At 68.6% G+C, this 23,291-nt stretch carries 23 protein-coding genes; 16 read left to right on the forward strand and 7 right to left on the reverse strand.

All coding sequences use genetic code 11. The annotated features are described in order from the left end of the window. Positions 1–66: 66 nt before the first annotated feature. The gene (gene fadD8 / locus BST17_RS02655; protein ID WP_083055397.1) at positions 67–1,677 is read right to left on the reverse strand and encodes a fatty-acid--CoA ligase FadD8; all 1,611 of its coding nucleotides are present in this window, start codon (positions 1,675–1,677) and stop codon (positions 67–69) included. 58 nt (positions 1,678–1,735) lie between these two features. On the opposite strand from fadD8, the gene BST17_RS02660 reads away from it, so the two are divergent. The 4 genes from BST17_RS02660 (at position 1,736) to BST17_RS02675 (ending at position 6,233) form a co-directional block, all read left to right on the forward strand. Beyond that, positions 1,736–1,987, forward strand: coding sequence for a DUF3253 domain-containing protein (locus tag BST17_RS02660; RefSeq protein WP_083055398.1), 252 nt, complete (start codon positions 1,736–1,738; stop codon positions 1,985–1,987). 66 nt (positions 1,988–2,053) lie between these two features. Continuing rightward, positions 2,054–3,676: an amidohydrolase gene (locus tag BST17_RS02665; protein ID WP_083055399.1), complete on the forward strand. Its 1,623-nt coding sequence runs from the start codon at positions 2,054–2,056 to the stop codon at positions 3,674–3,676. 30 nt (positions 3,677–3,706) lie between these two features. After that, on the forward strand, positions 3,707–5,281 hold the full coding sequence (locus tag BST17_RS02670; RefSeq protein WP_083055400.1) for a long-chain-fatty-acid--CoA ligase: 1,575 nt from the start codon (positions 3,707–3,709) through the stop codon (positions 5,279–5,281). Between the two features lies 1 nt (position 5,282). After that, complete coding sequence (locus tag BST17_RS02675; RefSeq protein ID WP_109749967.1) at positions 5,283–6,233, forward strand: o-succinylbenzoate synthase; 951 nt, start codon at positions 5,283–5,285, stop codon at positions 6,231–6,233. A gap of 316 nt (positions 6,234–6,549) precedes the next feature. On the opposite strand, the gene BST17_RS02680 is transcribed toward BST17_RS02675, so the two are convergent. Next, positions 6,550–6,888 carry a type II toxin-antitoxin system HicB family antitoxin gene (locus BST17_RS02680; protein WP_083055651.1) on the reverse strand — a complete coding sequence of 113 codons (339 nt, stop codon included), beginning with the start codon at positions 6,886–6,888 and terminating at the stop codon, positions 6,550–6,552. Between the two features lie 90 nt (positions 6,889–6,978). Between BST17_RS02680 and BST17_RS02685 the strand changes: the two genes are divergently transcribed. From BST17_RS02685 to BST17_RS02705, 5 genes are read left to right on the forward strand one after another with little or no spacing between them, the layout of a single operon-like run. Continuing rightward, the gene (locus BST17_RS02685) at positions 6,979–7,941 is read left to right on the forward strand and encodes a GlxA family transcriptional regulator (protein ID WP_083055402.1); all 963 of its coding nucleotides are present in this window, start codon (positions 6,979–6,981) and stop codon (positions 7,939–7,941) included. Positions 7,942–7,949: 8 nt separating this feature from the next. Further along, the gene (locus BST17_RS02690) at positions 7,950–8,663 is read left to right on the forward strand and encodes a DJ-1/PfpI family protein (RefSeq protein WP_083055403.1); all 714 of its coding nucleotides are present in this window, start codon (positions 7,950–7,952) and stop codon (positions 8,661–8,663) included. 10 nt (positions 8,664–8,673) lie between these two features. Further along, a complete protein-coding gene (locus tag BST17_RS02695; RefSeq protein ID WP_083055404.1) occupies positions 8,674–9,462 on the forward strand; it encodes an alpha/beta fold hydrolase in 789 nt (262 codons plus the stop codon). Positions 9,463–9,471: 9 nt separating this feature from the next. Then, positions 9,472–11,136 carry a 2-succinyl-5-enolpyruvyl-6-hydroxy-3-cyclohexene-1-carboxylic-acid synthase gene (gene menD, locus BST17_RS02700; RefSeq protein WP_083055405.1) on the forward strand — a complete coding sequence of 555 codons (1,665 nt, stop codon included), beginning with the start codon at positions 9,472–9,474 and terminating at the stop codon, positions 11,134–11,136. 35 nt (positions 11,137–11,171) lie between these two features. After that, positions 11,172–11,690: a DUF3592 domain-containing protein gene (locus BST17_RS02705; protein WP_083055406.1), complete on the forward strand. Its 519-nt coding sequence runs from the start codon at positions 11,172–11,174 to the stop codon at positions 11,688–11,690. Here the strand turns inward: BST17_RS02705 and BST17_RS02710 are convergent. Further along, positions 11,648–12,310 (reverse strand): DsbA family protein, encoded by a 663-nt coding sequence (locus tag BST17_RS02710; protein WP_083055407.1) that lies wholly within the window; start codon positions 12,308–12,310, stop codon positions 11,648–11,650. The genes BST17_RS02705 and BST17_RS02710 overlap by 43 nt on opposite strands. A 95-nt stretch (positions 12,311–12,405) precedes the next feature. Here BST17_RS02710 and BST17_RS02715 point away from each other — a divergent pair, with 95 nt between their 5' ends. The 4 genes from BST17_RS02715 (at position 12,406) to BST17_RS02730 (ending at position 16,683) form a co-directional block, all read left to right on the forward strand. Further along, on the forward strand, positions 12,406–13,533 hold the full coding sequence (locus tag BST17_RS02715; protein WP_083055652.1) for a glycosyltransferase family 4 protein: 1,128 nt from the start codon (positions 12,406–12,408) through the stop codon (positions 13,531–13,533). Between the two features lie 157 nt (positions 13,534–13,690). Beyond that, positions 13,691–15,268 (forward strand): BCCT family transporter, encoded by a 1,578-nt coding sequence (locus tag BST17_RS02720; protein WP_083055408.1) that lies wholly within the window; start codon positions 13,691–13,693, stop codon positions 15,266–15,268. After that, entirely contained in the window at positions 15,265–16,182 is a 918-nt protein-coding gene (locus tag BST17_RS02725) for an ABC transporter substrate-binding protein (RefSeq protein WP_083055409.1), read from the forward strand. Before BST17_RS02720 ends, BST17_RS02725 begins: the two co-directional genes overlap by 4 nt. A gap of 15 nt (positions 16,183–16,197) precedes the next feature. After that, entirely contained in the window at positions 16,198–16,683 is a 486-nt protein-coding gene (locus tag BST17_RS02730) for an Hsp20/alpha crystallin family protein (RefSeq protein WP_083055410.1), read from the forward strand. A gap of 5 nt (positions 16,684–16,688) precedes the next feature. Here BST17_RS02730 and BST17_RS02735 read toward each other — a convergent pair whose 3' ends face one another. After that, positions 16,689–18,245 carry a Na+/H+ antiporter gene (locus BST17_RS02735; protein WP_083055411.1) on the reverse strand — a complete coding sequence of 519 codons (1,557 nt, stop codon included), beginning with the start codon at positions 18,243–18,245 and terminating at the stop codon, positions 16,689–16,691. Between the two features lie 47 nt (positions 18,246–18,292). Next, positions 18,293–19,117, reverse strand: coding sequence for an SDR family oxidoreductase (locus BST17_RS02740; protein WP_083055412.1), 825 nt, complete (start codon positions 19,115–19,117; stop codon positions 18,293–18,295). A 160-nt stretch (positions 19,118–19,277) separates the two neighbouring features. On the opposite strand from BST17_RS02740, the gene BST17_RS02745 reads away from it, so the two are divergent. The 3 genes from BST17_RS02745 to BST17_RS02755 all read left to right on the forward strand — a co-directional run bounded on the left by BST17_RS02745 (position 19,278) and on the right by BST17_RS02755 (position 21,741). Then, the gene (locus BST17_RS02745; protein WP_083055413.1) at positions 19,278–19,964 is read left to right on the forward strand and encodes a demethylmenaquinone methyltransferase; all 687 of its coding nucleotides are present in this window, start codon (positions 19,278–19,280) and stop codon (positions 19,962–19,964) included. A 25-nt stretch (positions 19,965–19,989) separates the two neighbouring features. After that, positions 19,990–20,925 (forward strand): CobW family GTP-binding protein, encoded by a 936-nt coding sequence (locus tag BST17_RS02750; protein WP_083055414.1) that lies wholly within the window; start codon positions 19,990–19,992, stop codon positions 20,923–20,925. Positions 20,926–20,997: 72 nt separating this feature from the next. Next, complete coding sequence (locus BST17_RS02755) at positions 20,998–21,741, forward strand: SDR family oxidoreductase (RefSeq protein ID WP_083055653.1); 744 nt, start codon at positions 20,998–21,000, stop codon at positions 21,739–21,741. 4 nt (positions 21,742–21,745) lie between these two features. Here the strand turns inward: BST17_RS02755 and BST17_RS02760 are convergent, their stop codons facing one another. Both BST17_RS02760 and BST17_RS02765 read right to left on the reverse strand, forming a co-directional pair. Next, the gene (locus BST17_RS02760; RefSeq protein ID WP_083055415.1) at positions 21,746–22,606 is read right to left on the reverse strand and encodes a lysophospholipid acyltransferase family protein; all 861 of its coding nucleotides are present in this window, start codon (positions 22,604–22,606) and stop codon (positions 21,746–21,748) included. 93 nt (positions 22,607–22,699) lie between these two features. Beyond that, on the reverse strand, positions 22,700–23,227 hold the full coding sequence (locus BST17_RS02765; RefSeq protein ID WP_083055416.1) for a helix-turn-helix domain-containing protein: 528 nt from the start codon (positions 23,225–23,227) through the stop codon (positions 22,700–22,702). Positions 23,228–23,291 lie beyond the last annotated feature (64 nt).

Consider the following 23,291-nt stretch of genomic DNA (forward strand, 5'->3'; position numbering starts at 1 on the left):
CCGAGAAGACGCACGCTCGTGACGGCCCGGTCAGCCGGAAGCGCAGCAGCAGCTGCAGCGAGCGCCTCAGCCGACCGACCGGCCCGCGCCCTCCCAGAACTGTGCGCGCACCGCCTTCTTGTCCGGCTTGCCCAGCGCGGTTACCGGCACCGAGTCGACCACGACCACCTGCTTGGGCACGTGCACCGAACCCTTGCGGTCCTTCACCGAGGCCTGGATCTCGGCGATCATCGCGTCCACCGCGGACTCGTCGGATGCGGCGTCGGGCCGCAGCACCACGACCGCGGTCACCGCCTCGCCCCACTTCTCGTCCGGCGTACCGATCACGCACACCTGGGCCACCGCGGGATGTTCGGCCACCACGTCTTCGACCTCGCGCGGGAACACGTTGAAACCACCGGTGACGATCATGTCCTTGGTGCGGTCGACGATGAAGTAGAAACCGTCCTCGTCCTCGCGGGCCAGGTCGCCGGTGTGCATCCAGCCGTCCTTGAAGGTGTCCGCGGTGGCGTCCGGCAGGTTCCAATAGCCACCGGACAGCAGCGGCCCGGCCACGCAGATCTCCCCGACCTCGCCCTGGGCCACCGGCCGGCCGTCGTCACCGAGCAGCGCCACCTTCGCGAACAGCGTGGGCCGGCCGCACGAGGTGAGGCGCTTCTCGTCGTGATCCTTCTTGGACAGATAGGTGATCACCATCGGCGCCTCGGACTGCCCGTAGTACTGGGCGAAGATCGGGCCGAACCGGCGGATCGCCTCGGCGAGGCGCACCGGGTTCATCGCCGAGGCACCGTAGTACACCGTCTCCAGCGAGGACAGGTCACGGGTGTGGCTGTCCGGGTGGTCCATCAGCGCGTAGATCATCGACGGCACCAGCATGGTCGCGGTGATCTTCTGCTCCTCGATGACGCGCAGCACCTCAGCCGGGTCGAACTTGGTCAGCACGATCAACTCGCCGCCCTTGACGATGACGGGGGTGAAGAACGCCGCGCCGGCATGCGACAGCGGGGTGCACATCAGGAAGCGCGGGTTCTCCGGCCACTCCCACTCGGCCAACTGCACCGTCGTCATGGTGGTGATCGACTGGGTGGTGCCGATGACGCCCTTGGGCTTGCCGGTGGTGCCGCCGGTGTAGGTGAGACCGCCGATGTGGTCGGCGGGCAGGTCCGCGGCGACCAGGGGCTTCGGGTCGTACTTGGCGGCCTCGGCGCTCAGGTCGACCGCCTTCACGCCGGCCTCGGTCAGCTCGGCGGGCACGGGACCGATGGTGAGGACCTGTTCCAGCGAGGGGACCTTCTGCACGAGGCCCAGCGCCCGCTCGACGAACATCGGGTTGGGATCAATGATCAGCGAGGTCACCCCGGCATCGGACAGCACATAGGCGTGATCGTCCAGCGAACCGAGAGGGTGTAGTGCGGTGCGGCGGTAGCCCTGGGTCTGCCCGGCGCCGATGATCATCAGCACCTCGGGGCGGTTAAGGGAGAGCAGGCCGACGGCCGCGCCGGTGCCGGCGCCGAGCGCCTCGAAGGCCTGAATGTACTGGCTGATCCGGTCGGCGAGCTCGCCGCCGGTCAGCGTGGTGTCCCCGAGGAACAGCACGGGACGGTCCTTGTGACGCTTCAGGGCGCCGACCGTGAGATGTCCGGAGTGCAGGAAATGGCGGAGCTGCGCGTCACTCATGACATCAGATTAGAACGTGTTACAGATTTAGTTTCAAGGATGGGTGTTCACTGGAGGGGTGAGCGAGAACGCCGAGTTGCGCCGGGCCATCCTGTCGCTTACCCGGGAGCGTGGCTCGGACAAGACGATCTGCCCCTCGGATGCGGCCCGCTCCGTCGGCGGTCAGGACTGGCGCGATCTGATGGACCAGGCCCGCGATATCGCCCGCGACCTGGCTCGCCGCGGCGAGGTGGAGATCAGCCAGCGCGGCGAGGTGCTCGATCCCGACGGCACCTGGCGCGGTCCGATCAGGATCCGCACCACGTCGTGATCAGTGGGGCGCCGGTCTGGCCGTTTCTCATCGGTGGAAGCCGGCTGAGCCTCTAGCCTTACCCTCATGCCAGGCCCCGCGCAGCCAGCCGACCTCGTCATCACCGGAACGATCCTCACCGTCGACGATTCCCGCCCGACCGCGCAGAATCTCGCGGTCGCTCATGGTCGCATCGCAGCGATCGACCTGTCCGAGGACGAACTGAAGTCCTGGATCGGGCCGGACACCACGGTGCTGTCCGTCGGGGACGGTTGTGTGCTGCCCGGTTTCGTTGAGGCGCACGGTCATCCGTTGATGGAGGCGGTCGCACTGTCGGACCGCATGGTCGACATCCGCCCGGTCACCCTGCCCACCGCGGAGGAGGTGGTGGCCGCCGTGCATGCCGAGGTGGCCCGCCGCGGTGCCGACGGCGCCTACCTCAACGGGTGGGATGCCCTGCTGCAGAAGGGGTTACCCGAGCCGACCCTACAGTGGCTGGACGGCGTGGCCGACACCCCGCTGGTGATCATGCACAACTCCGGGCACAAGGCGTTCTTCAACTCCGCCGCCGCCCGGGCGGTCGGGGTGACCCGCGACACCCCGGATCCCAAGGGGGCCCGCTACGGCCGGGACGCAAACGGCGATCTCGACGGCACGGCCGAGGAGTCGGCCGCGGTGTTCCCGTTCATCGGGGGAGCACTCTCGGTGGGCGACTACCCCGCGCTGTTGCTGGCCGAATGCCATCGGCTCAACCAGGCGGGTCTGACCACGTGCTCGGAGATGGCATTCGACCCGATGTTCCGGCCGTTGCTCGACGCCCTGCACGACCAGCTGACGGTCCGGCTGCGCACCTACGAGATGTCCACCGCCGAATTGCGCACCGAGGCCCGGCCATTCGACGGCGATGATGTGGTGCGCCAGGTCGGCATCAAGATCTGGGTGGACGGTTCGCCGTGGATCGGCAACATCGACCTGAGCTTCCCCTATCTGGACACCGAGGCCACCCGCACCATCGGCGTGGTGCCCGGTTCCTGCGGACATGCGAACTACACCCGCGAGCAGCTGGCCGAGATCGTGCACACCTTCTATCCGCAGGGCTGGCAGATGGCCTGCCATGTGCAGGGCGACCGCGGCGTGGACACCATCCTCGACGTCTACGAGGAGGCGTTGCGCGCCCATCCGCGCGACGATCACCGGTTGCGCCTGGAACACGTCGGTGCGATCACCGACGAGCAGCTGGCCCGCGCGCACGCGCTCGGGGTCACCTGCAGCCTGTTCGTCGATCAGCTGCACTACTGGGGTGACGTCATCGTCGACGGTCTCTTCGGTCCGCAGCGCGGGGAGCGGTGGATGCCGTGCGGCTCGGCCGCGGCCACCGGCATGCGCATCTCGCTGCACAACGATCCGCCGGTCACCCCGGAGGAGCCGCTGCGCAACATCAGCGTCGCCGCGACCCGCAAGGCGCCGAGCGGGCGGGTGCTCGCCCCACAGGAGCGTTTGACGGTGGAGCAGGCCATCCGCGCGCAGACCCTGGACGCGGCCTATCAGCTTTTCGCCGACGACCGGATCGGTTCGATCGAGGTCGGCAAGTACGCCGATCTCGTTGTGCTGTCGGCAGATCCGCGTGCGGTAGACCCGGAGGAGGTGGCCGGTCTGGACGTCAGGGCGACCTATCTGGCGGGCCGTCAGGTTCATCCGAAACCCGCATGACCCGACAGGTGTCATGGCAGGCTGTCGGGCATGTGTGAGTCAGATCCGGTGCTGCCCGAGCCGCAGTTCCTCGACGAGCGCGTCGCGCACTGGGCGCAGGTCAAGCCCGACGACGAGGCGATCACCTACCTGAGCCGCACCTGGACCTGGAGTCAGGTGTACGACCGCATCCAGCGGGTCGCCGGTGCACTGGCCGGCCGGGGAGTCGGCCGCGGTGACGTGGTGGCCTTCCTGGACAAGAATCACCCCGCCTGCGTGGAGGTGACGCTGGCGGCGGCGTCGCTGGGTGCGGCGACCACCATCATCAACTTCCGGTTGGCAGCCGACGAGATCGACTACGTGCTCAACGATTCCGGCGCCAAGGTGGCCTTCGTCGGCGCCGAGTTCCTCCCGACGGTGCAGTCCATCCGGGATCGGATTCCCGGGGTCGCCGACATCATCGAGGTCGGTCCCGAGGGCGACGACGAGTACGAGGCCGTGCTGGCCGCCGCCGAGCCCGTCGGCCGGTCGGCGCAGGCGCACACCGACGACACCGTGGTGGTGATGTACTCCTCGGGCACCACCGGCCGCCCCAAAGGGGTGACGATCAGTCACGCGAACCTGATCGCGCACACCGTCAATGCCTTCGACCGGTGGCCGTTCCAGCCGGGGGACAAGAACCTGGTTTCCATGCCGCTGTTCCACGTGGGCGGCACCTCCTACATGCAGTTCGGGTTCTTCTACGGCGCGCCGAGTTATATGACGCGAGACATCGAGGGTGGTGCGCTCGCCGCCGGCATCCTGGCCGGTGCGAACCGCACGTTCCTGGTGCCCGCGGTGCTGGCCACCGTGCTGCAGACCGGTCCGGAGGCGGTGCAGCTGTTCGGGGCGCTCAAGATTTTCTCGTACGGTGCGTCACCGATGCCGTTACCGCTGTTGCGGGATGCGCTCAAGGCCTGGCCGGACACCGATTTCATCCAGGTGTACGGATTGACCGAGGTGTGCGGGGTGGCGACCCGGTTGGAGCCCGAGGATCACCGTGGTGACAATCAGGAGCGGCTGGTCAGTGCCGGCCGGCCGATCAACGGTGTCGAGGTCCGCATCGTCGATACCGACACGCTGCAGGACGTCCCGACCAGCAGGCAGGGCGAGATCTGGTTCCGGACACGGCAGTTGATGAAGGGCTACCACAACAAGCCGGAGGCCACCGCCGAGGCGATCACACCCGACGGCTGGTTCCGCACCGGAGACATCGGCCGCCTCGACGCCGACGGTTACCTGTTCGTCGAGGATCGGCTCAAGGACATGATCATCACCGGTGGCGAGAACGTGTACTCGATCGAGGTGGAGCGCATCCTGGCCGAGCACCCGGCCGTGGTCGAGGTCGCGGTGTTCGGGGTGCCCGACGAGAAGTGGGGCGAGGCGGTCAAAGCCGTTGTGGCCGTGCAGGGCGACGAGGTCGCCGAGCACGATCTGATCGCATGGGCCCGGACACATCTCGCGGCGTACAAGTGTCCCAAGACCGTCGACATCGTCGACGCCCTGCCGCGGAACCCGACCGGCAAGATCCTGAAGAAGGATCTGCGGCAACCACATTGGGAGGGTCGAGATCGAGCCACGGTCTGACATACCGCCCGTCGAGGACCTGCTGGACCGGTTGCACGTCGTCGCGCTGCCGATGCGGGTGCGCTTCCGCGGCGTCACGGTGCGCGAGCTGGCGTTGTTCGACGGCCCGGCCGGCTGGGGAGAATTCGGGGCGTTCACCGAATACGGTCCCGCCGAGGCATCCCAGTGGCTGCTGTCGGCGATCGAGGCGGCCTTCAGTGCGCCTCCGGTGGCCGCACGCGACCAGATCCCGGTCAACGCCACCGTGCCTGCCGTCGAACCCCACCGGGTGCCGGAGGTGCTGGCCCGGTTCCCCGGTGCCCGGACCGCGAAGGTGAAGGTCGCCGAACCCGGTCAGACCCTCGCCGACGACGTCGCGCGGGTCGAGGCGGTGCGTGCGGTGGTGCCCCGGGTGCGTGTCGACGCCAACGGTGGGTGGAGCGTCGACGAGGCGGTCGTGGCCGCCGGCGCGCTGGGCGAGCTGGAGTATCTCGAACAGCCCTGCGCCACGGTCGAGGAGCTGGCGCTGCTGCGTCGGCGGATCTCGACGCCGATCGCGGCCGACGAATCGATTCGCAAAGCCGCCGATCCGTTCCGGGTCGTCGCGCTGGGTGCGGCGGATGTCGCGGTGGTCAAGGTGGCGCCGCTGGGCGGGGTGGGGCCGCTGTTGGTGATCGCGGCGCGCATCGGCATCCCGGTGGTGGTCTCCAGTGCGTTGGACAGTGCGGTCGGCATGTCGCGTGGGCTGCTGGCCGCCGGGTGCCTGCCCGAGCTGCCGTATGCCTGCGGGCTCGGGACCGGTGGATTGTTCGTCGAGGACGTGGTGGAGGCGGTGGCCCCGGTCGATGGCTTCCTGCCGGTCGGCCCGGTGGTTCCGGACCCCGCGCGGCTGACCGCGCTGGCGGCGCCGGCGGATCGGCGGCAGTGGTGGATCGACCGGGTGCGCGCCTGCCATGCGGTCTTATCCGAGTAGTCGACCGCCGTCCGCGCGGGCATGACGCGCCGCGGTGTGCGGCCGGGCGCATCAGTCGTCCGCGGGGGCATGACGCGCACGGCCGTGTGCGGCCCGGAACGACCGCCGTCCACGCGGCCGTCACGCGCTGCGGTGTGCGCCCGAACAATAGCCCTGCAGAAGCAGTACTACCGGTAGTACTGCGCGCAACGGTAGTACCACTGGCAGTACTACTTTCGCGGACCCGTTGTCGGATCAGAGAGTCGGATCAGAGACCCCGGCCTAGAGGCCCTGGCTCAGAGACCCCGGCTCACAAGCCCGGTTCGAAGACCCTGGCTCAGAAACTCCGGGAATCGGTGCGGCCGACCAGCTTCTGCACCACCCACTGATTCAGCGACACCCGTTGTTCAGTGGCCTCGACCGCGAGCAGGGCATGCAGTTCGCGGGAGACGCGCAGCACGAACCGGCCGCTGTATTCGCGGTCGGTGAGTGACTCGGGTGCGATCCAACCGTCGGCCGTCGCGGCCTCGACGTCCTCTCGGACCATCTTCTCGATCGCGGTGATGGCCTCGCCGGCTGTCTCCCCGTGCCGCCGCAGCCCGGGAAACTCCAGGCAGGTCCCCACATAGGACTTCGTGCTGGGTGACCACATCGCCCGATACGTGTATTCCTTCATCTGCAGCAGCATGGCCCCCGTGTCCGACATGTCCTGATCTGTGGGATCCATGGCGTAGACGCCACGAGCCGCGCCAGACACGATGGTGGCGTGACGCGATCGGTGGTGATCCTCGGCTTCGGCGGTGTACAGGCATTGGACATCGCCGGGCCGTTCGACGTCTTCACCGGCGCCAACCTGCAGCTGATCGCGCTGGGCCGGACGAACCGCTACGACGTGCGGCTGGTGTCCCTGGACGGGGCGCCGGTCAGCACCATGACGGGCCTCGAATTCGCCGCGGCGGCACTGCCGGATCCCGACACCATCGACACGTTGATCATCCCGGGCGGCTTCGGCACCGAGACGGTGCGCAAGCACGCCGCCACGGTGGAATGGATCCGCACCGTGGCCGCGACCGCGCGCCGTGTCGTCACGGTGTGCTCGGGTGCGTTTCTCGCAGCCGAGGCGGGCCTGCTCGACGGATGCCGGGCCACCACCCACTGGGCCGCCGCCGGGCACCTCGCCGCCGAGTACCCCGACGTGACGGTCGACCCCGAACCCATCTTCGTGCGCAGTTCGGAACGGGTGTGGACCGCCGCGGGTGTCACCGCCGGCATCGACCTCGCCCTGCATCTGGTCGAGGAGGACCTCGGCACCGATGTCGCGCAGACGGTGGCCCGCTGGCTGGTGCTCTATCTGCGCCGCCCCGGTGGTCAGACCCAGTTCGCGGCACCGGTGTGGGCGCCGCGGGCCAGACGCGCCCCGATCCGGGACGTGCAGGAGTTCATCGAGGCCGAACCCGGCGCAATGCACAGCATCGGCGAACTCGCGCGGCGGGCGGCCATGAGCTCTCGACACTTCACCCGGGTCTTCACCGAGGAGGTGGGGGAGGCACCCGGCAGCTACGTGGAACGTATCCGCACCGAGGCGGCGCGCCGCCAACTCGAGGAGACCGATGACACCGTCACGGTCATCGCCGCCCGGTGCGGCTTCGGCAGCGCCGAAACCTTGCGCCGCAACTTTGTCCGGCGCCTTGGCATTTCACCCGATCAGTACCGCAAGTCATTCGCCTAGGAGGAACCATGCAGATCGCCATCGTGCTCTACCCCGGATTCACCGCCCTGGACTTCATCGGTCCATACGAGACGCTGCGCTGGCTGCCCGAGGCCGAGGTGCGCTTCGTCTGGCACGAACCCGGACCCGTCGTCGCCGACTCCGGCGTCCTCGTCGTGGGCGCCACCCACTCATTCGACGAGACGCCCGCCCCGGACGTCGTGCTGGTTCCGGGCGGCTTCTCGACGATGGAGCATGCCCGTGACGAACGGGTCCTCGACTGGCTGCGCCGCACCCACGAGACGACCACCTGGACCGCCTCGGTGTGCTCGGGTTCGGTGTTGCTGGCCGCGGCCGGCCTGCTGGAGGGCAAGCGGGCCACCTCACATTGGGCGGCCGTGCAGTCGCTGCGCGCCTTCGGCGTGACGCCGGTGGCCGACGAGCGGATCGTGCGGTCCGACGAGCGCCTCGTCACCTGCGCCGGTGTGTCGGCCGGCATCGACCTCGGGTTGTGGCTGGCCGGGGAGATCGGCGGGGAAGCCAAGGCCAAGGCCATCCAGCTGTCGATGGAGTACGACCCGCAGCCGCCGTTCGATTCCGGACACATGTCCAAGGCGTCGGCAGCCACCAAGGCCGCGGCCACCGCGCTGATGGCCCGCGAACTTGCCAGCCCACCTGCGCTCAAGGCGACCGTGGGTTTGCTCTGGGACCACGCGATCCGGCGGGTTCGCAGTCGCAAGTAGGCTCGAGCAAATGAATCTCGCGTATGTCGACAAGGGCGGCACCGGCGAACCGGTGCTCTTCATAGCGGGCCGCGGCGGCGCAGGCCGCACCTGGCACCTGCACCAGGTCCCGGCCTTCCAGCGGGCCGGCTACCGCGTGATCACCTTCGACAACCGGGGCGTCGGCGCCACCGAGAACGCCAGCGGATTCACCACCGACCAGGTCGTCGCGGACACCGCCAACCTGATCACCAAGGTCGTCGGCGGCCCGGTGCGGGTGGTCGGTGTCTCGATGGGCTCGTTCATCGCCCAGGAGCTGATGGTCGCCCGCCCCGAGCTGGTCAGCCAGGCGGTGCTGATGGCCACCCGGGGCCGGCACGACAAGGCGCGCGATTTCTTCAACAGGGCCGAACGGGACTTCCACGAGTCGGGCATCACCCTGCCGCCCAGCTATGACGCGAAGATCCGGTTGATGGAGAACTTCTCGCCCAAGACCCTGAACGACGACCGCGCGGTCCTGGACTGGGCCGAGATGTTCACCATGTGGCCCACCAAGTACACCCCCGGCCTCAAAAGCCAGCTCGCGATCTCCCCGGAGGGCAATCGGTTGCCCGCCTACCAGCACATCAAGGTCCCGGTGCTGGTGATCGGTTTCGGCGATGACGTCCTGATGGCCCCCCACCTGAGCCGGGAGGTCGCCGACGCCATCCCCAACGGCCGCTACCTGGAGATTCCCGATGCCGGCCACCTGGGCTTCATCGAGCACCCCCAGGCCGTCAACGACGCCATCCTGGAATTCTTCGGCGAAGCCAAGCTTTAGGCTGTCGAAGTGAACCCCTCGACGATCCAGGCCCGCATCGTCGTCGACGAACTGATCCGCGGCGGCGTCCGCGACGTGGTGCTGTGCCCCGGGTCGCGCAACGCGCCGCTGGCCTTCGCCCTGCACGACGCCGACCGGGCCGGCCGGATCCGGCTGCATGTGCGCATCGACGAGCGCACCGCCGGATTCCTGGCGATCGGGCTGGCGATCTCCGGTCAGGCCCCGGTTCCCATCGCGATGACCTCGGGTACGGCGGTGGCCAACCTGGGACCGGCCGTGGTGGAGGCCAACTACGCACGCGTCCCGCTGATCGTGCTGAGCGCCAACCGACCCTACGAACTGCTCGGCACCGGGGCCAACCAGACGATGGAGCAGCTCGGCTATTTCGGTTCCCAGGTGCGGGCCAGCATCAGCCTCGGGCTCGCCGAAGATCCCGGGCGGAGCGACGGGGGCAGCGCCGGCGACTGGGCCGCGATGAACGCCCAGTGGCGGTCGGCGACCTGCCGGGTCCTGGTGGCGGCCATGGGATCTCGCAGTGCCAACGCGGGCCCGGTGCAGTTCGACATCCCGCTGCGCGAACCACTGGTCCCCGACGCCACCGACGCGGGAGGAACAGAACAGACCCCAGACGGCCGGCCGGACGGCCGCTCCTGGACCCACACCCCGCCCGTCACCTTCGACCAGCCGCTCGACATCGACCTGACCGCCGACACGGTCGTGATCGCCGGGCACGGCGCCGGGGTGCACCCCAACCTGGCCGCACTGCCCACCGTCGCCGAACCGACCGCGCCGGCAGCCGTGAACCCGCTGCATCCGCTCGCGCTGCCCCAGCTGCGGCCCGAGCAGGTCATCATGCTGGGCCGGCCGACCCTGCACCGCACGGTGTCAGCTCTGCTGGCCGACCCGGCGGTGCCGGTCTTCGCGCTGACCACCGGGCCGCGCTGGCCCGACGTCTCGGGCAACTCGCAGGCCACCGGCACCCGCGCGGTCACCAGCGGCGCACCCGACCCGGACTGGCTGCGCCGCAGCGCGGACCTGCACCAGCGCACGCTCGGCGCGGTGCGGGCCCAGCTGGACCAGCACCCGCACACCACCGGCCTGCACGTCGCCGCGGCGGTAGCGGCCGGTCTACGCGACGGCGATCAACTGGTGCTGGGAGCGTCCAACCCGGTCCGCGACATCGCGCTGGTCGGCTTCAACCAGGCCGGCGTGAAGGTGCGGTCCAACCGGGGCGTCGCCGGCATCGACGGCACCATCTCGACCGCCATCGGCGCCGCGCTGGCCCATGAGCGCACCGGCGGGTCGACCACGGCGCTGGTGGGCGATCTGACCTTCGTGCACGACAGCTCCGGGCTGCTCATCGGGCCGACGGAACCGACCCCGCGCAACCTGACCATCGTGGTGTCCAACGACAACGGTGGCGGCATCTTCGAGTTGCTGGAGCAGGGCGACCCGCGGTTCTCGGATGTGTCCTCGCGCGTCTTCGGTACCCCGCATGATGTCGATATCGCCGCGCTCTGCCGGGCCTATCACGTCCCCACCCAGCAGGTCGAGGTCGACGCACTGACCGAAGTACTGCATCAGCCCTTCGAGGGCATGCGGGTGCTGGAGGTGAAGGCCGACCGGTCCTCGCTGCGCGCGCTGCACGCGTCCATCCGGGCGGCGCTGCAGTGAGACTGCCCCCGGCGTTGCGCGCGTTGTGGCACCGGATGCCGCGGATGTTCGGTGACGGCAGCGAGACCCGCGGCGAGCGGATCATCCGGCGGGTTCGGGTAGGAATCGTGCTGGCGGCCTGTCTGGTCACCTTCCAGTCAGTGCTGCTGGTGCTGGGTGCGTGGGAGAACGACCGCCGGATCGAGAGCGATATGGGGGTGGCCGCCGCCGAGGTGCTCGACGCGGGCCCGCGCCGGTCGACGATCGAGTTCGTGACACCGGACCGGGTCACCTATCGTCCCGAACTCGGCGTGCTCTATCCGTCCGAACTGGACACCGGGATGCGCATCTACGTCGAATATGACCGCAGCGATCCAGATCTGGTGCGGGTGCAGGACCGCAACGCCGCGCTGGCGATCATCCCGGCGGCCTCGATCGCGGTGCTCGGTTGGCTGGTGGCCGGGGCCGCGCTACTGGTGGTCGCGGTCGTGGCGCGCCGGTCCGTGGCGGAGTCCGCCGATCGTTCCGCCGATCAGGCCGACGACATCAGCTTGTCGAGCCAGTCGTCGTCGTAGATGTCGACCACCTCGTCGTTGGTCAGGTCGTAAACCGTTGGTGTCCCGGTGTTCACCGGGTCGACGAGATAGAGCAGGTCGTAGTTCGCAGCGTCCATCTCGACGGCATCGACCGCACCCTCGCCATCGGCGATGCGTTGCGCCACATCATCGGGTAGTCCCGCGGCGCGGGCCTTTTCGGCCATCTCGTCGTCGCTGGGGCCGCGGCCGGACGGGTCTTGGTCGGCCCACAGGTCCTCGACGAAGCTCTGGAAGTCCACGGCCGGTGAGTTGCCCTCGGAGGCCGCCACGAACAGCGCATTGCTGACCCGTTCGGAGTAGTGGTAGTCGGCGGTCTCCAGGAACGTCATCGGGCGATAGGTGACCGCCAGCTGACCCAGACCGATGTAGTGCCGCAGGTCATCCCCGACGTCACGCTGCAGATCCGCACAGTGCGAGCATTGCGGTTCGGCGAAGATCTCGATCTGTACCGGCGCCTCGGGGAATCCGGCGATCAGGCCGTAGCCGTCGTCGCTCACCTGCGTCAACGGCGCGTTCGGATCGGGTTGGGCGCTGCCCTGGATCTGCTTGGTGCAGCCGACGCCCACCAGCAGGGTCAATCCGGTGAGCACAGCCAGCATTCGACGCACGCGACCACCGTACCGCTGTCGTGGTGTTCGCATGCCATATGCCCGTACGCAACCGACTGGACAACCGCCGCTGCGACAGTCAGGGCGTGCGCGTTGCAATCGTTGCCGAATCCTTCCTCCCGAATGTCAACGGCGTCACCAACTCGGTGCTTCGGGTGATCGAGCATCTCCGCCGCACCGGACACGAGGTGTTGGTCATCGCGCCGGACACGCCGCGCGGTCAGCCGCCCGCCGACCGGGTGCACGACGGGGTGCGCGTCCATCGTGTGCCGTCGCACATGTTCCCGAAGGTGACCTCACTGCCGCTGGGCGTGCCCCGGCCCCGCATCGTCGGTGTGCTGCGCGGATTCGACCCCGACGTGATTCATCTGGCCTCGCCGGCGCTGCTCGGGTGGGGTGGTGTGCACGCCGCCCGCCACCTCGGGGTGCCTTCGGTTGCGGTGTTCCAGACCGATGTCGCCGGCTTCGCCGAGAGCTACGGTGTCGGTGTACTCTCCCGCGCCTCGTGGGCATGGACCCGCCGGTTGCACAGCAAGGCCGACCGTACCCTGGCGCCGTCCACGTCGGCAATGGAAAATCTTGCCGCCCACGGTGTTCCGCGGCTGCACAAATGGGGTCGCGGGGTGGACATCACCGGCTTCGTGCCGTCTGCGCGCGACCAGGTCCTGCATCGGGCGTGGTCGCCGGCCGGTAAACCGGTCATCGGGTTCGTCGGCCGGTTGGCCCCCGAGAAGCATGTCGAACGGCTCGCCGTGCTGGCCGCCCGTGATGATCTGCAGGTGGTCGTCGTCGGGGACGGTGTCGACCGCGGAAAGCTCCAGAGCCTCATGCCCACAGCGGTTTTCACCGGTGAGCTGCGGGGCCCGGCACTGGCGGCCGCGTACGCGAGCATGGACGTGTTCGTTCACCCCGGTGAACACGAGACGTTCTGCCAGGCGGTACAGGAGGCCATGGCCTCGGGTCTGCCGGTGGTGGCCCCCAACGCCGGTGGACCACGGGATCTGGTGACCCCGATGCACACCGGACTGCTGCTCAACGTCGACGAGTTCGAGAGCCGGCTGTCCGGCTCGGTCGATCACCTGATCGCCGAACGCGCCCGCTACTCGGCGGCGGCCCGGCGCAGTGTGCTGTCGCGCACCTGGCCTGCGCTCTGCGATCAGCTGCTCGGGCATTACGAGGACGTGATCGGTATGCGCCGCCTCCGAGCAGCCTGACCTCCCCCCACCAGTTCCCGGTCAGTTCCCGGCGAGCGTGCGTGTCTGCGGCCTGACACGCGGCGCCGCGCGGGAGTATGCGCACGTTCGCCGCGATCGAAACGGTTGACACTGCCCATCGGCGGCTACCAAGGTAGCTGCGAGGGGGTGCCGACGAGTGAATCGTTTTCTCAAGGGTGTGGACCCGGCCGTGCTGTGGGGATCGGCGGTGGTCATCGCCGGTTTCGTCGGCTGGGGACTGCTCGCCCCGAAAAGCCTCGGCGCGGTGATGACCTCGACGCTGAATTGGATCATCGGCAACTTCAGCTGGGCGTTCGTGCTGATCGCGACCGCCGTGCTGATCGTCTGCGTGGTCCTGGTCTTCAGCCGGTGGGGCAGGATCCGGCTGGGGCCTGACGATTCGCGGCCGGAGTTCAGGACCTTCTCCTGGGTGTCGATGATGTTCGCCGCGGGCCTGGGTGCGGGCCTGCTCTTCTTCGGTGTGGCCGAGCCGGTTACGCACTGGACCGCCCCACCGCACGCGCTCGCCGAGCCGGAAAGCGAAGCCGCAGCCCTGGTTGCCTTGCGCTATACGTACTTTCACTGGGGCTTCAACGGATGGGCGATGTACGCCGTGATGGGCGGCGCGATGGCCTATTTCGCCTACCGGAAGAACATGCCGGTCCTGGTCAGCTCCACGCTGTCACCGTTCCTCGGCCGCAACGCACCGTCGCGGCCACTGGGCCGGCTGGTCGACGGGCTGGCCATCGTGGCCACCCTGTTCGGCACCGCCACCGCGCTGGGCCTCAACGGCCTTCAACTCAACAGCGGGCTGGACTATCTGTTCGGGGTGCCCAAGTCGAATATCGTTGCGGTGCTGATCATCCTGGCCGTCACCACCATGTTCATCCTGTCGGCGACCTCCGGTGTGGAGAAGGGCATCAACTTCCTGGCCAACCTGGGCGCGGTGGCGACCATCGTGCTGTTTTTGTTCTTTCTGGTGCTCGGTGGCAGCACCGTGCTGGTGGTGTCCAACGGGATCGAGTCGATCGGCAACTACATCATCGAGGTACTGCCGATGTCGTTGCAGATGGGCGTCGGCGACGAGGCCTGGATGGCCAGTTGGACGATCTTCTATTGGGCGTGGTGGATTTCGTGGGGCCCGTTCGTCGGGATGTTCGTCGCGCGCATCTCGCGGGGCCGCACCATCCGAGAGTTCGTGCTCGGTGTCGCGGTGGCGCCCACCGGATTCGGGTTCGTGTGGTTCGCAATCGTCGGTGGCACCGGAATCGAACTGCAGCGCAGCGGCGCGGCCGATATCGTCGGCTCGCTCTCGACGCCGGAGCTGGTGCTGTTCACCGCACTGGATGCGCTGCCGCTGGCCGGAATCGTGTCGTTCCTGTGCATCCTGCTGATCGCGCTGTTCTTCATCAGCGGTGCCGACGCGGCCGCGGTGGTGATGGCGACGATGGCCAGCAAGGGCTCGATCGCTCCGTCGCGGATCGTGACGGTCATCTTCGGGGTGCTGATGGGTGGTATCGCCTGCGCGATGCTGCTGGTCGGTGGCCTGAATGCCTTGCAGCAGGCGGCGATCCTGGGCGCCGTCCCGTTCACCTTCGTGTTGATCGCGGTGACCTTCGCGTGGTTCAAGGCGCTGCGTGCCGAGGACGGCACCGCGGTGCTGGAAGTGGACCTGGTGGACAGATCCGGTGACGCCGATCCCGAGGTGGTCACCTCCGGCGAGCGTCCGTCGTGAGGCGACTGCTCGCGCTGCTGCTGATGGTGGTGTTGGCCGGGTGCGGTGCCAACTCCGAACGCGACGCCTCCCAGCAGCCCCAGGGGGCCGCGCTGCGGATCACCCTGGGCACACCGGCTTTCCCGGAGGCCAGGATCCTCGGAGAACTGTGGAAGCAGGCGCTGGCCGTCAACGGTTACGCGGTGGATCTGCGCAAGGGTGTCGGACCTGCCGAGGAACTGGACACCGCGCTGCGCGGCGGTCTGATCGACGGTTACGTCGCCTACACCGGCACGGTGCTCTCGGTGGTGGCCGGCCAGCAGGTCTCCGGTCTCGATGCGCAGCAGACCTATCAGCGGGTCCAGGAGTACTACGACTCGCAGGACATGTTCACCAGTGCCATGACCCCGTTCGAGAACAAGGACGCTGTCGCGGTCACCCGCGAGTACGCCGCCGAGCACAAACTGGCCCAGATCGGGGATCTGCGTTCGGTCGGAGCCTTCACCTTCGGTGCGCAGCCCGCGCTGCAGGATCTGCAGCTGGGGTTCAAGGGACTCCAGGAGGAGTACGGCCTGACGAACGGCCGGTTCCGCCCGGTTCCGCTCGGCGAGCAGTACACGGCCCTGGATCGGGGCGAGATCGACACCGCGAACTCCTACACCACCGATCCCCAACTCGACACCGGCGCCTACGTCCTACTGGGTGATCCGAAGAACCTGTTCGGCTCGCAGAACGTCGCGCTGGTGGTCTCCAAGGACAAGCTCGCGCGCATCGACGCCGAGGATTTCCTCGCGGTGATCGACGCCGTCAACGCGACGCTCACCACCGACGTGATCGTCCGACTCAACGCCGAAGTGACCGCGGGACGCGAAGATTCCGACGTGGCCCGCGACCATCTGCGCAGCGTCAACCTGTCGACACCCCTGCGGAACTGAGTTCAGGAGAAGCCCATGCCCGGATCACGCCCCAACATCTTCGACGGCGTCACAGACTACTTCACCGAGCTCACCCGGATGCGCACCGTCGGCATGCACGGGTCGGCCGACGCCGAGCGCACCCACGCGTCCGCGTGGGTGCCCGTCACCGACATCTTCGCCGTGGGTGACGATCTGGTGATCCGGGTCGAACTGGCCGGCGTCAACCCCGACGACGTCGCACTGAGCTTCGGCCGCGGTGCACTGGCCATCTCCGGGACGCGCCGCCGCGATCTGGACGAGGACGTCGAATTCCATACTCAGGAACGGTTTTACGGCGAGTTCCGGCGGCTGATCACGCTACCCGAGGACACCCGGGCCGACCAGGTCTCCTCGGTGCTGGACCGCGGACTGCTGGAGATCACCGTGCAGGGTGCGCTCGCGCAGGACGCCGCCCAGCTGATCGAGGTGGTTGAGCGTTCCCAGGAGCCGAGCGCACCGGCGGTCCGCGCCGAAGAGTAGCGCGGTCATTCCGGGGTGCTGCCATGACCGTCGAGCCTGCGCAGCAGGCTGTCGGCCACGGTCGGGTCGACGCCCTGCTCGGCGCGGGCCGACAGGATCGCGTGGCGGGCGGCGGCCAGCACCTCGGTCTCCAGTCGGGCGGCCTGTTCGCGGCGCGCGGCATTCTCGCCGTCGGCGGGGTCGTGCCCCTGGAATCCCAGGCGCTGCCACACCCGCTCGATATCGTGGCCGGCCCGGCGGGCGGTGGCATCGTCGATGTCACCGCGTTGGGTGATGTCGTCCAGGCGTTGCATCCCGGCGCGCCTGGCCCGGTCTGTCAGGTTCCGCTCCAGCTCCGCGGTCTGCTCCGGCGGCACCGTGACACCGAGTCGGCGGACCAGCCACGGCAAGGTCGTGCCCTGCACCGTCAGCGTGACGACGATGACCACGAACGCGATGAAGATCAGCCGGTCACGTTCGGGGAAGTCGAGCGGAAACGCCAGCACGGCGGCCAGCGTGACCACACCCCGCATCCCTGACCACGATGCGATCAACCGCTCCCGCCAGCCGACCGGCTCGTCCTCGGGGTGTCGCCGAGCGGCCAACCGCTGATCGATGGTTCCGACCACGAAGATCCACACGAACCGGATCACGATGACGACGGCGGTCACCGCCAGCGCCTGGGTGATCAGCTCGCTGAGGTCGCCGGGCACCGCGGCGGCGAGCACGCGCAATTCCAGCCCCACAAAGGCGAACGCGGCGCCGGTGACCAGGAGTTCGAGGATGTCCCACGTGGTCTCGGAGACCAGCCGGGTCTGTGCGGACTCGCTGTCGGGATGCCTGCTCAACGCCAGGGCCAGGGTCACCACGGCGAGCACCCCACTGCCGTGGGCGACATCGGCGATCCCGTACGCCGCGAACGGCATCAGCAGGACGAACGCACTGCCCACCGGGTGCCCGGGCAGCTTCCCGATCAGCCAGCGCGCACCGACGGCCAGCACCAGCCCGATCGTGATGCCCAGCACGATCGACAGGGTGAGACTGCCCAGCGCGCCCCACGGCGACAGCGTGCCGGCGACGACACCGCTGATGGCGACCTCGTAGAGGACCAGGGCGGTGGCGTCGTTGGACAGGCCCTCGCCTTCCAGCGTTGTCCGCAGCCTGCGGGGCAGATCGAGCTCGCGCACCGCGGAGGTGGCGGCCACCGGATCCGGCGGTGCCACCGCCGCGCCCAGGGCCAGCGCGGCGATCAGCGGAGCCCCTGGCACCAGCCAGTTGACCAGCACCCCGACGGTGAACGCCGTCACCAGTACCAGCGCGATCGCGAGAAGGCCAATCGCCCTGCGGTTGTCGAGGAATTCCCGCCACGATGTCCGGCGTGCCGCCGCGAACAGCAGCGGCGGCAGCACCAGCGGGAGGATCAACTCCGGGTTGATCGACGGCGCCGGCAGCCCCGGCAGGTAGGCGACGGCCAGCCCGCCGACCAGCAGCACGACCGGATACGGCAGCTTCAGGCGCATCGCCACGGGCGTGAGGAAGACGGTGGCGACGAACAGCGCCAAGAGAAGCGTCAGCTGCTCCATGGGCACCGGTCCATCCGGGCGAGGTACCCGGTAGGACCACCGGCAAACTAGCCCTGCGCCTCGATCGACACCGGTTGCCATTCCCGCCAGGTGGCCAGGCGTTGGGCGTAATCGGCCTCTGCGAGCTGCAGCGGGATCTCACCGAAGAACACCCGCAGCGGCGGCTGCTCGGCGTCGACGATCTTGAGCACCGCGGCCGCGGACGCCGTCGGGTCACCGGACTTGGCGGTGCGCTTCGCGCGGGCCTCGTCGGCGGCGGCGTGCGCCTCGGCGTAATCGGGCAGCGGGGTGGCCCGCTTGGCCGACGAGCCCGCCCAGTCGGTCGAGAAACCGCCCGGTTCGATCAGCGTGACGTGGATGCCGAAGTCGGCCACCTCCTGAGCCAGCGACTGGGAGAACCCCTCCAGCGCCCATTTGGACGCGTGGTAGATGCCGACGTTCTGGAACGCGGTGATGCCGCCGATCGAGGACACCTGCAGGATGTGCCCGCTGCGCTGGGCCCGCAGGAATGGCAACGCGGCCTGGGTGACCCAGAGCGCACCGAAGACGTTCGTCTCGATCTGGTCGCGCGCCTCGGCCTCGGTGAGCTCCTCGATGAAGCCGAACTGCCCGTACCCGGCGTTGTTGACGACGATGTCGAGTCGGCCGAAGTGCTCATGGGCCTGCGCCACCGCGGCGAAGTCGGCCGCGCGATCCGTGACATCGAGCTGCAGCGGCAGCAGTGCCGTGCCGTACTTGGTCGCCAGGTCGTCCAGGGTGGCGGTATCGCGGGCGGTCGCGGCCACCTTGTCGCCACGCTCCAACGCGGCGATCGTCCACTCGCGGCCGAAACCGCGGGATGCGCCGGTGATGAACCACACTTTTTCAGCCATATCCGTGCCTTCCTCGGGGCGTGTTCTTCCCGCGAGCAGACGCGTGTACCCCCATGACAGGCCGAAACCAGGGGCGCACGCGTCTGCTCACGCCAAGGTTCAACGTCACCAGACGCGGCCCATTCCGGCCACCCTTGGACTCACAGGTAGTTTTGATGCGGTGAACAGGGCGTCGCTGGAGAAGGACCCACATGAGGTGGCGTCGATGTTCGACGCCGTGGCTCGTCGCTACGACATCACCAATACGGTGATGTCGCTGGGCCAGGACCGCTTCTGGCGACGGGAGACGCGCGCCGCGCTGGGCATCGGCCCGGGCGACAAGGTGCTGGACCTGGCTGCCGGGACGGCGGTGTCGACGGTCGAGCTGGCCACCTCCGGCGCATGGTGTGTGGCCGCGGACTTCTCGGTGGGGATGCTGGCGGCCGGGGCCGCACGCCGGGTGCCCAAGGTCGGTGCGGACGCCACCAGGCTGCCGTTCGCCGACAACTCCTTCGATGCGGTGACGATCAGCTTCGGGCTGCGCAATGTCGTCGATCATGTGGCCGGCCTGCGCGAGATGGCGCGGGTGACCCGCCCGGGCGGCCGGCTGGTGGTGTGCGAGTTCTCCACGCCGACCAACACGCTGTTCGCCACCGCCTACAAGGAGTACCTGATGCAGGCGCTGCCGCGGATGGCCAGCGCGGTGTCGAGCAATCCGGATGCCTATGTCTATCTGGCCGAATCGATCCGGGCGTGGCCGACGCAGGCCGAGCTGGCCGTGCGCATCCGGGAAGCCGGCTGGGATTCGGTGCGCTGGCGCAACCTGACCGGAGGGATTGTCGCGCTGCACGCCGCCGTCAAGCCGTGAGCAGCCCGCGAGGCGGGGTCGAGCGATGAGCACTCCCGTCCTGGCGATTGCCGGTTTCCTCGGTGCCGGAAAGACGACGCTGCTCAACCATCTGTTGCGCAACAGCCGCGGGGTGCGAATCGGCGCGCTGGTCAACGACTTCGGTGCGGTCAACATCGACGCAATGCTGGTGGCCGGGCAGGTCGACGCGATGGCCTCGCTGTCCAACGGCTGCATCTGCTGTGCGGTGGATGCCTCGGAGGCGGCCGAGATGCTGGGCAAGCTGGCGGCGGTGCGGCCCGCGTTGGATCTCATCGTGGTGGAGGCCAGCGGTGTCGCCGAGCCGCCGGTGTTGGCCCGCACCATCGCCACCGCCGAGGATGACCGCTTCCACTACGCCGGTCTGGTGCTGGTGGTCGATGCGGTGCAACCGGCCGATCTGGGACACGGCGTCGCGGTGGCGGATCTGGTGGTGCTCAACAAGATCAGCGAGGCGCCCGGCGTGGACGTGGCGGCCCGCATCCGCGAGCTCAATCCGCGGGTTCCGGTGCTGCCCACCGACTTCGCGCGCGTCGATCCCGAGCTGCTCATCGACCCGCCGACGGCGCGGAAACCGCAGGCACAGTTGTCCTTCGACGAACTGCTGCACGAGCACCACGAGCATCACCATCCCGAGTATCAGAGCGTGCAGTTCAGCACCGCCGATACGGTCAACCCGCGCCACTTCCTGCAGTTCCTGCAGGTCCGGCCGCCGGGGCTGTACCGGGCCAAGGGTTTCGTCGATTTCGGCCCGAACGGGCGGTACCTGGTGCAGCTGGTCGGTAGCTCCCTGCGATTGCAGAAGAAGCGGGGCCGCGGCACCGAGCTGGTGCTGATCGGGACCGGGATGGACGTCGCAGCGCTGGAGACGGGCCTGGCGGACTGCACCCGGGAACCGGCCGACGAGAACGCGATGCTGGGGCTGGGCAAGTACGTGGTGTGAGGTGACTACGGGTTTTCCGGGACGCCGCGTACCCGGCCGAACTGCCAGCCTGGATCTGTGAACACGTCGAACCTGAAGATCACCGTCGTCGGGGCCACCGGCCTGATCGGACACCAACTCGTACCGGCGCTGCGGGCCGGCGGGCACGACATCGTGCCGGTGTCCCGTGCGACGGGCGTGGACCTGCTCAGCGGCGACGGGCTGGCCGACGCGCTCGCGGGCGCCGATGTGGTGATCGATGTCATCAACTCCGCCACACCCGAGGACTCGGCGCAGGGGTTCTTCGAGCAGACCTCGACGAATCTCGCCGCCGCGGTGCGGAAGGCATCGATCCGGCACTACGTCGTGCTGTCCATCGTCGGTGCCGACGTCATGGCTCCCCATGCGGGCTACCTGCGCGGCAAGTTGGCCCAGGAGGCGGCGGCCGCGGACTCCGGCGCACCGTGGACGGTGGTGCGGGCGACCCAGTTCCACGAACTGGCCGAGCCAATCACCGAGTCGATGATCCACGGTGATCAGCTGCGGGCACCGGTGGCCGCCATCCAGACCGCCGACTCGGCTGAGGTGACCGCGGTCCTGGCCGCGATCGCGACCGGTGCGGCGCGCGACGGTGTGTTGGAAGTCGGCGGGCCACAGCAGATGTCGTTCGCCGATATGGCCCGCCTGGTGTTGCGCCGGCAGGGGCGCGAGCTGACCGTCATCGATGATCCGGCAGCGACCTACCACGGCATCCCGGTCGACGAGACGACGCTGGTGACCGGTGCCGGCGCCCAGCTGTGCGACACCGGATTGGCGGACTGGCTGGCGCGGCGCTGACGCGTCAGCCCAGCAGCGGGGTGCGGCCGTCGGTCATCTCGGTCAGCGCGGTCTGCATGGCCGACTCCACCCGGGCCGCATAGTCTTCCGGCTCCTCGCCGGGCGCCGCGGGCATCGCCGGCAACACCCGGGTCTGCAGTTTCGAGGGCAGCGGCAGGTAGGGCAGCAACCCGACCGCACCGATGTTGAGTCCCCACGGCAGCGAAACGCTGATCGGCGCCGACTTCAGGCGTAGCAACCTGTCGAGCCGGGTGGCCCGGGCCAGGCGTTCCCCGCTGGAGATGACGAACAACGATTCGCCGGCGCCGGCGGTCACGATCGGGACGATGGGTACCCCGTTATCGATCGCGAGCCGGGCGAAGCCGGTCCGACCGCCGAACATGATCCGGTTACGGTCCTCCCAGGACTTGGCGGCGTCGATGTCGCCGCCCGGATACACCGCGACATGCTCGCCGCGGGCGAAGGCATCCTGGGCGGACTCCACACTGGCGGGCCGGGCGCCGATGGGTTCGATGAAGCGGCCGACGCCCAGCGTCCAGGCGAGCTGATGGGTCAGGATCGTCACATCGCGATCGAGCTGCAACTGTTCCAGTGCGGCGCTCGTCGCGAAGACATTGAGGTCGAAGATCCCCCCGAAACCGTGATTGGCGACGAACAGCACCGGCTCGTCGAATCTGTGCTCGGCGGTGTCGATTTCCAGCCGGTTGTACTTGCGGACGAACTCGATACCGAGCTTGCGGAACGACGCGACGGTGGCCCGTAGTATCTCCGGTGCGGCATCGGAGACGGTGCCCTCGATGGCATCGAGCGCGGCGTCGGCGAGTTCCTCGGCTTCGGACCGGTCCGGCGATTCCGGCGTGGGCATGGCTGCCTCCTCGATTCCCGGTCGCGATCTGGTCTCCGATGCTGCCGCACCGAGTTGCCGGCGTCCGTCGATTCGCTGAATCCGGACCGCCGGCTAGGTCCGTCGTCCCGGCGTGCTGTAGGCCACCACCACGACCTCGGCGGGAATCTCACCGATCTGCCGTAGCTTGTGTGACACCGACGCGTCGAAGTAGGCGCAGTCCCCGGTCTGCAGCGGCACCACCCTGCCGTCGAGGTTCAACTCGACGGCACCGGCGTGCACGAAGACGAACTCCTGGCCAGGGTGCGACGGGTGCGGGTGCGCGGCGAACTGACGGCCTGGACGCACCACGAACGGCGACATGGCCTTGCCGAGCATGGCGGCGGCCACCGCGTGATGACGCTCGGTGCCCCGGTCACCGGCCCGGTCGACGTTCAGTGACGACACCTCGGCGTCGTCGGAGAACAGTTGCGCCACATCGACATCGAGGGCGCGGGAGATCTTCAGGGCAGCGGCGATCGACGGCACGCTCTGGCCGCGCTCCACCTTGGACAGATAACTCTTGGTCAGACCTGTCGCCGCCGACACCTCGTCCAGCGTCATGCCCCGCTGCTGGCGCACGGCGCGTAACAAGCCACTCACGAGCCAGAGAATACCGCATTGACGATATGACACAAAGTGTCCTAAAGTTACCAACGTGTCATCA

This window comes from Mycolicibacterium bacteremicum (genome assembly GCF_002086115.1).
Lineage (GTDB): Bacteria > Actinomycetota > Actinomycetes > Mycobacteriales > Mycobacteriaceae > Mycobacterium > Mycobacterium bacteremicum.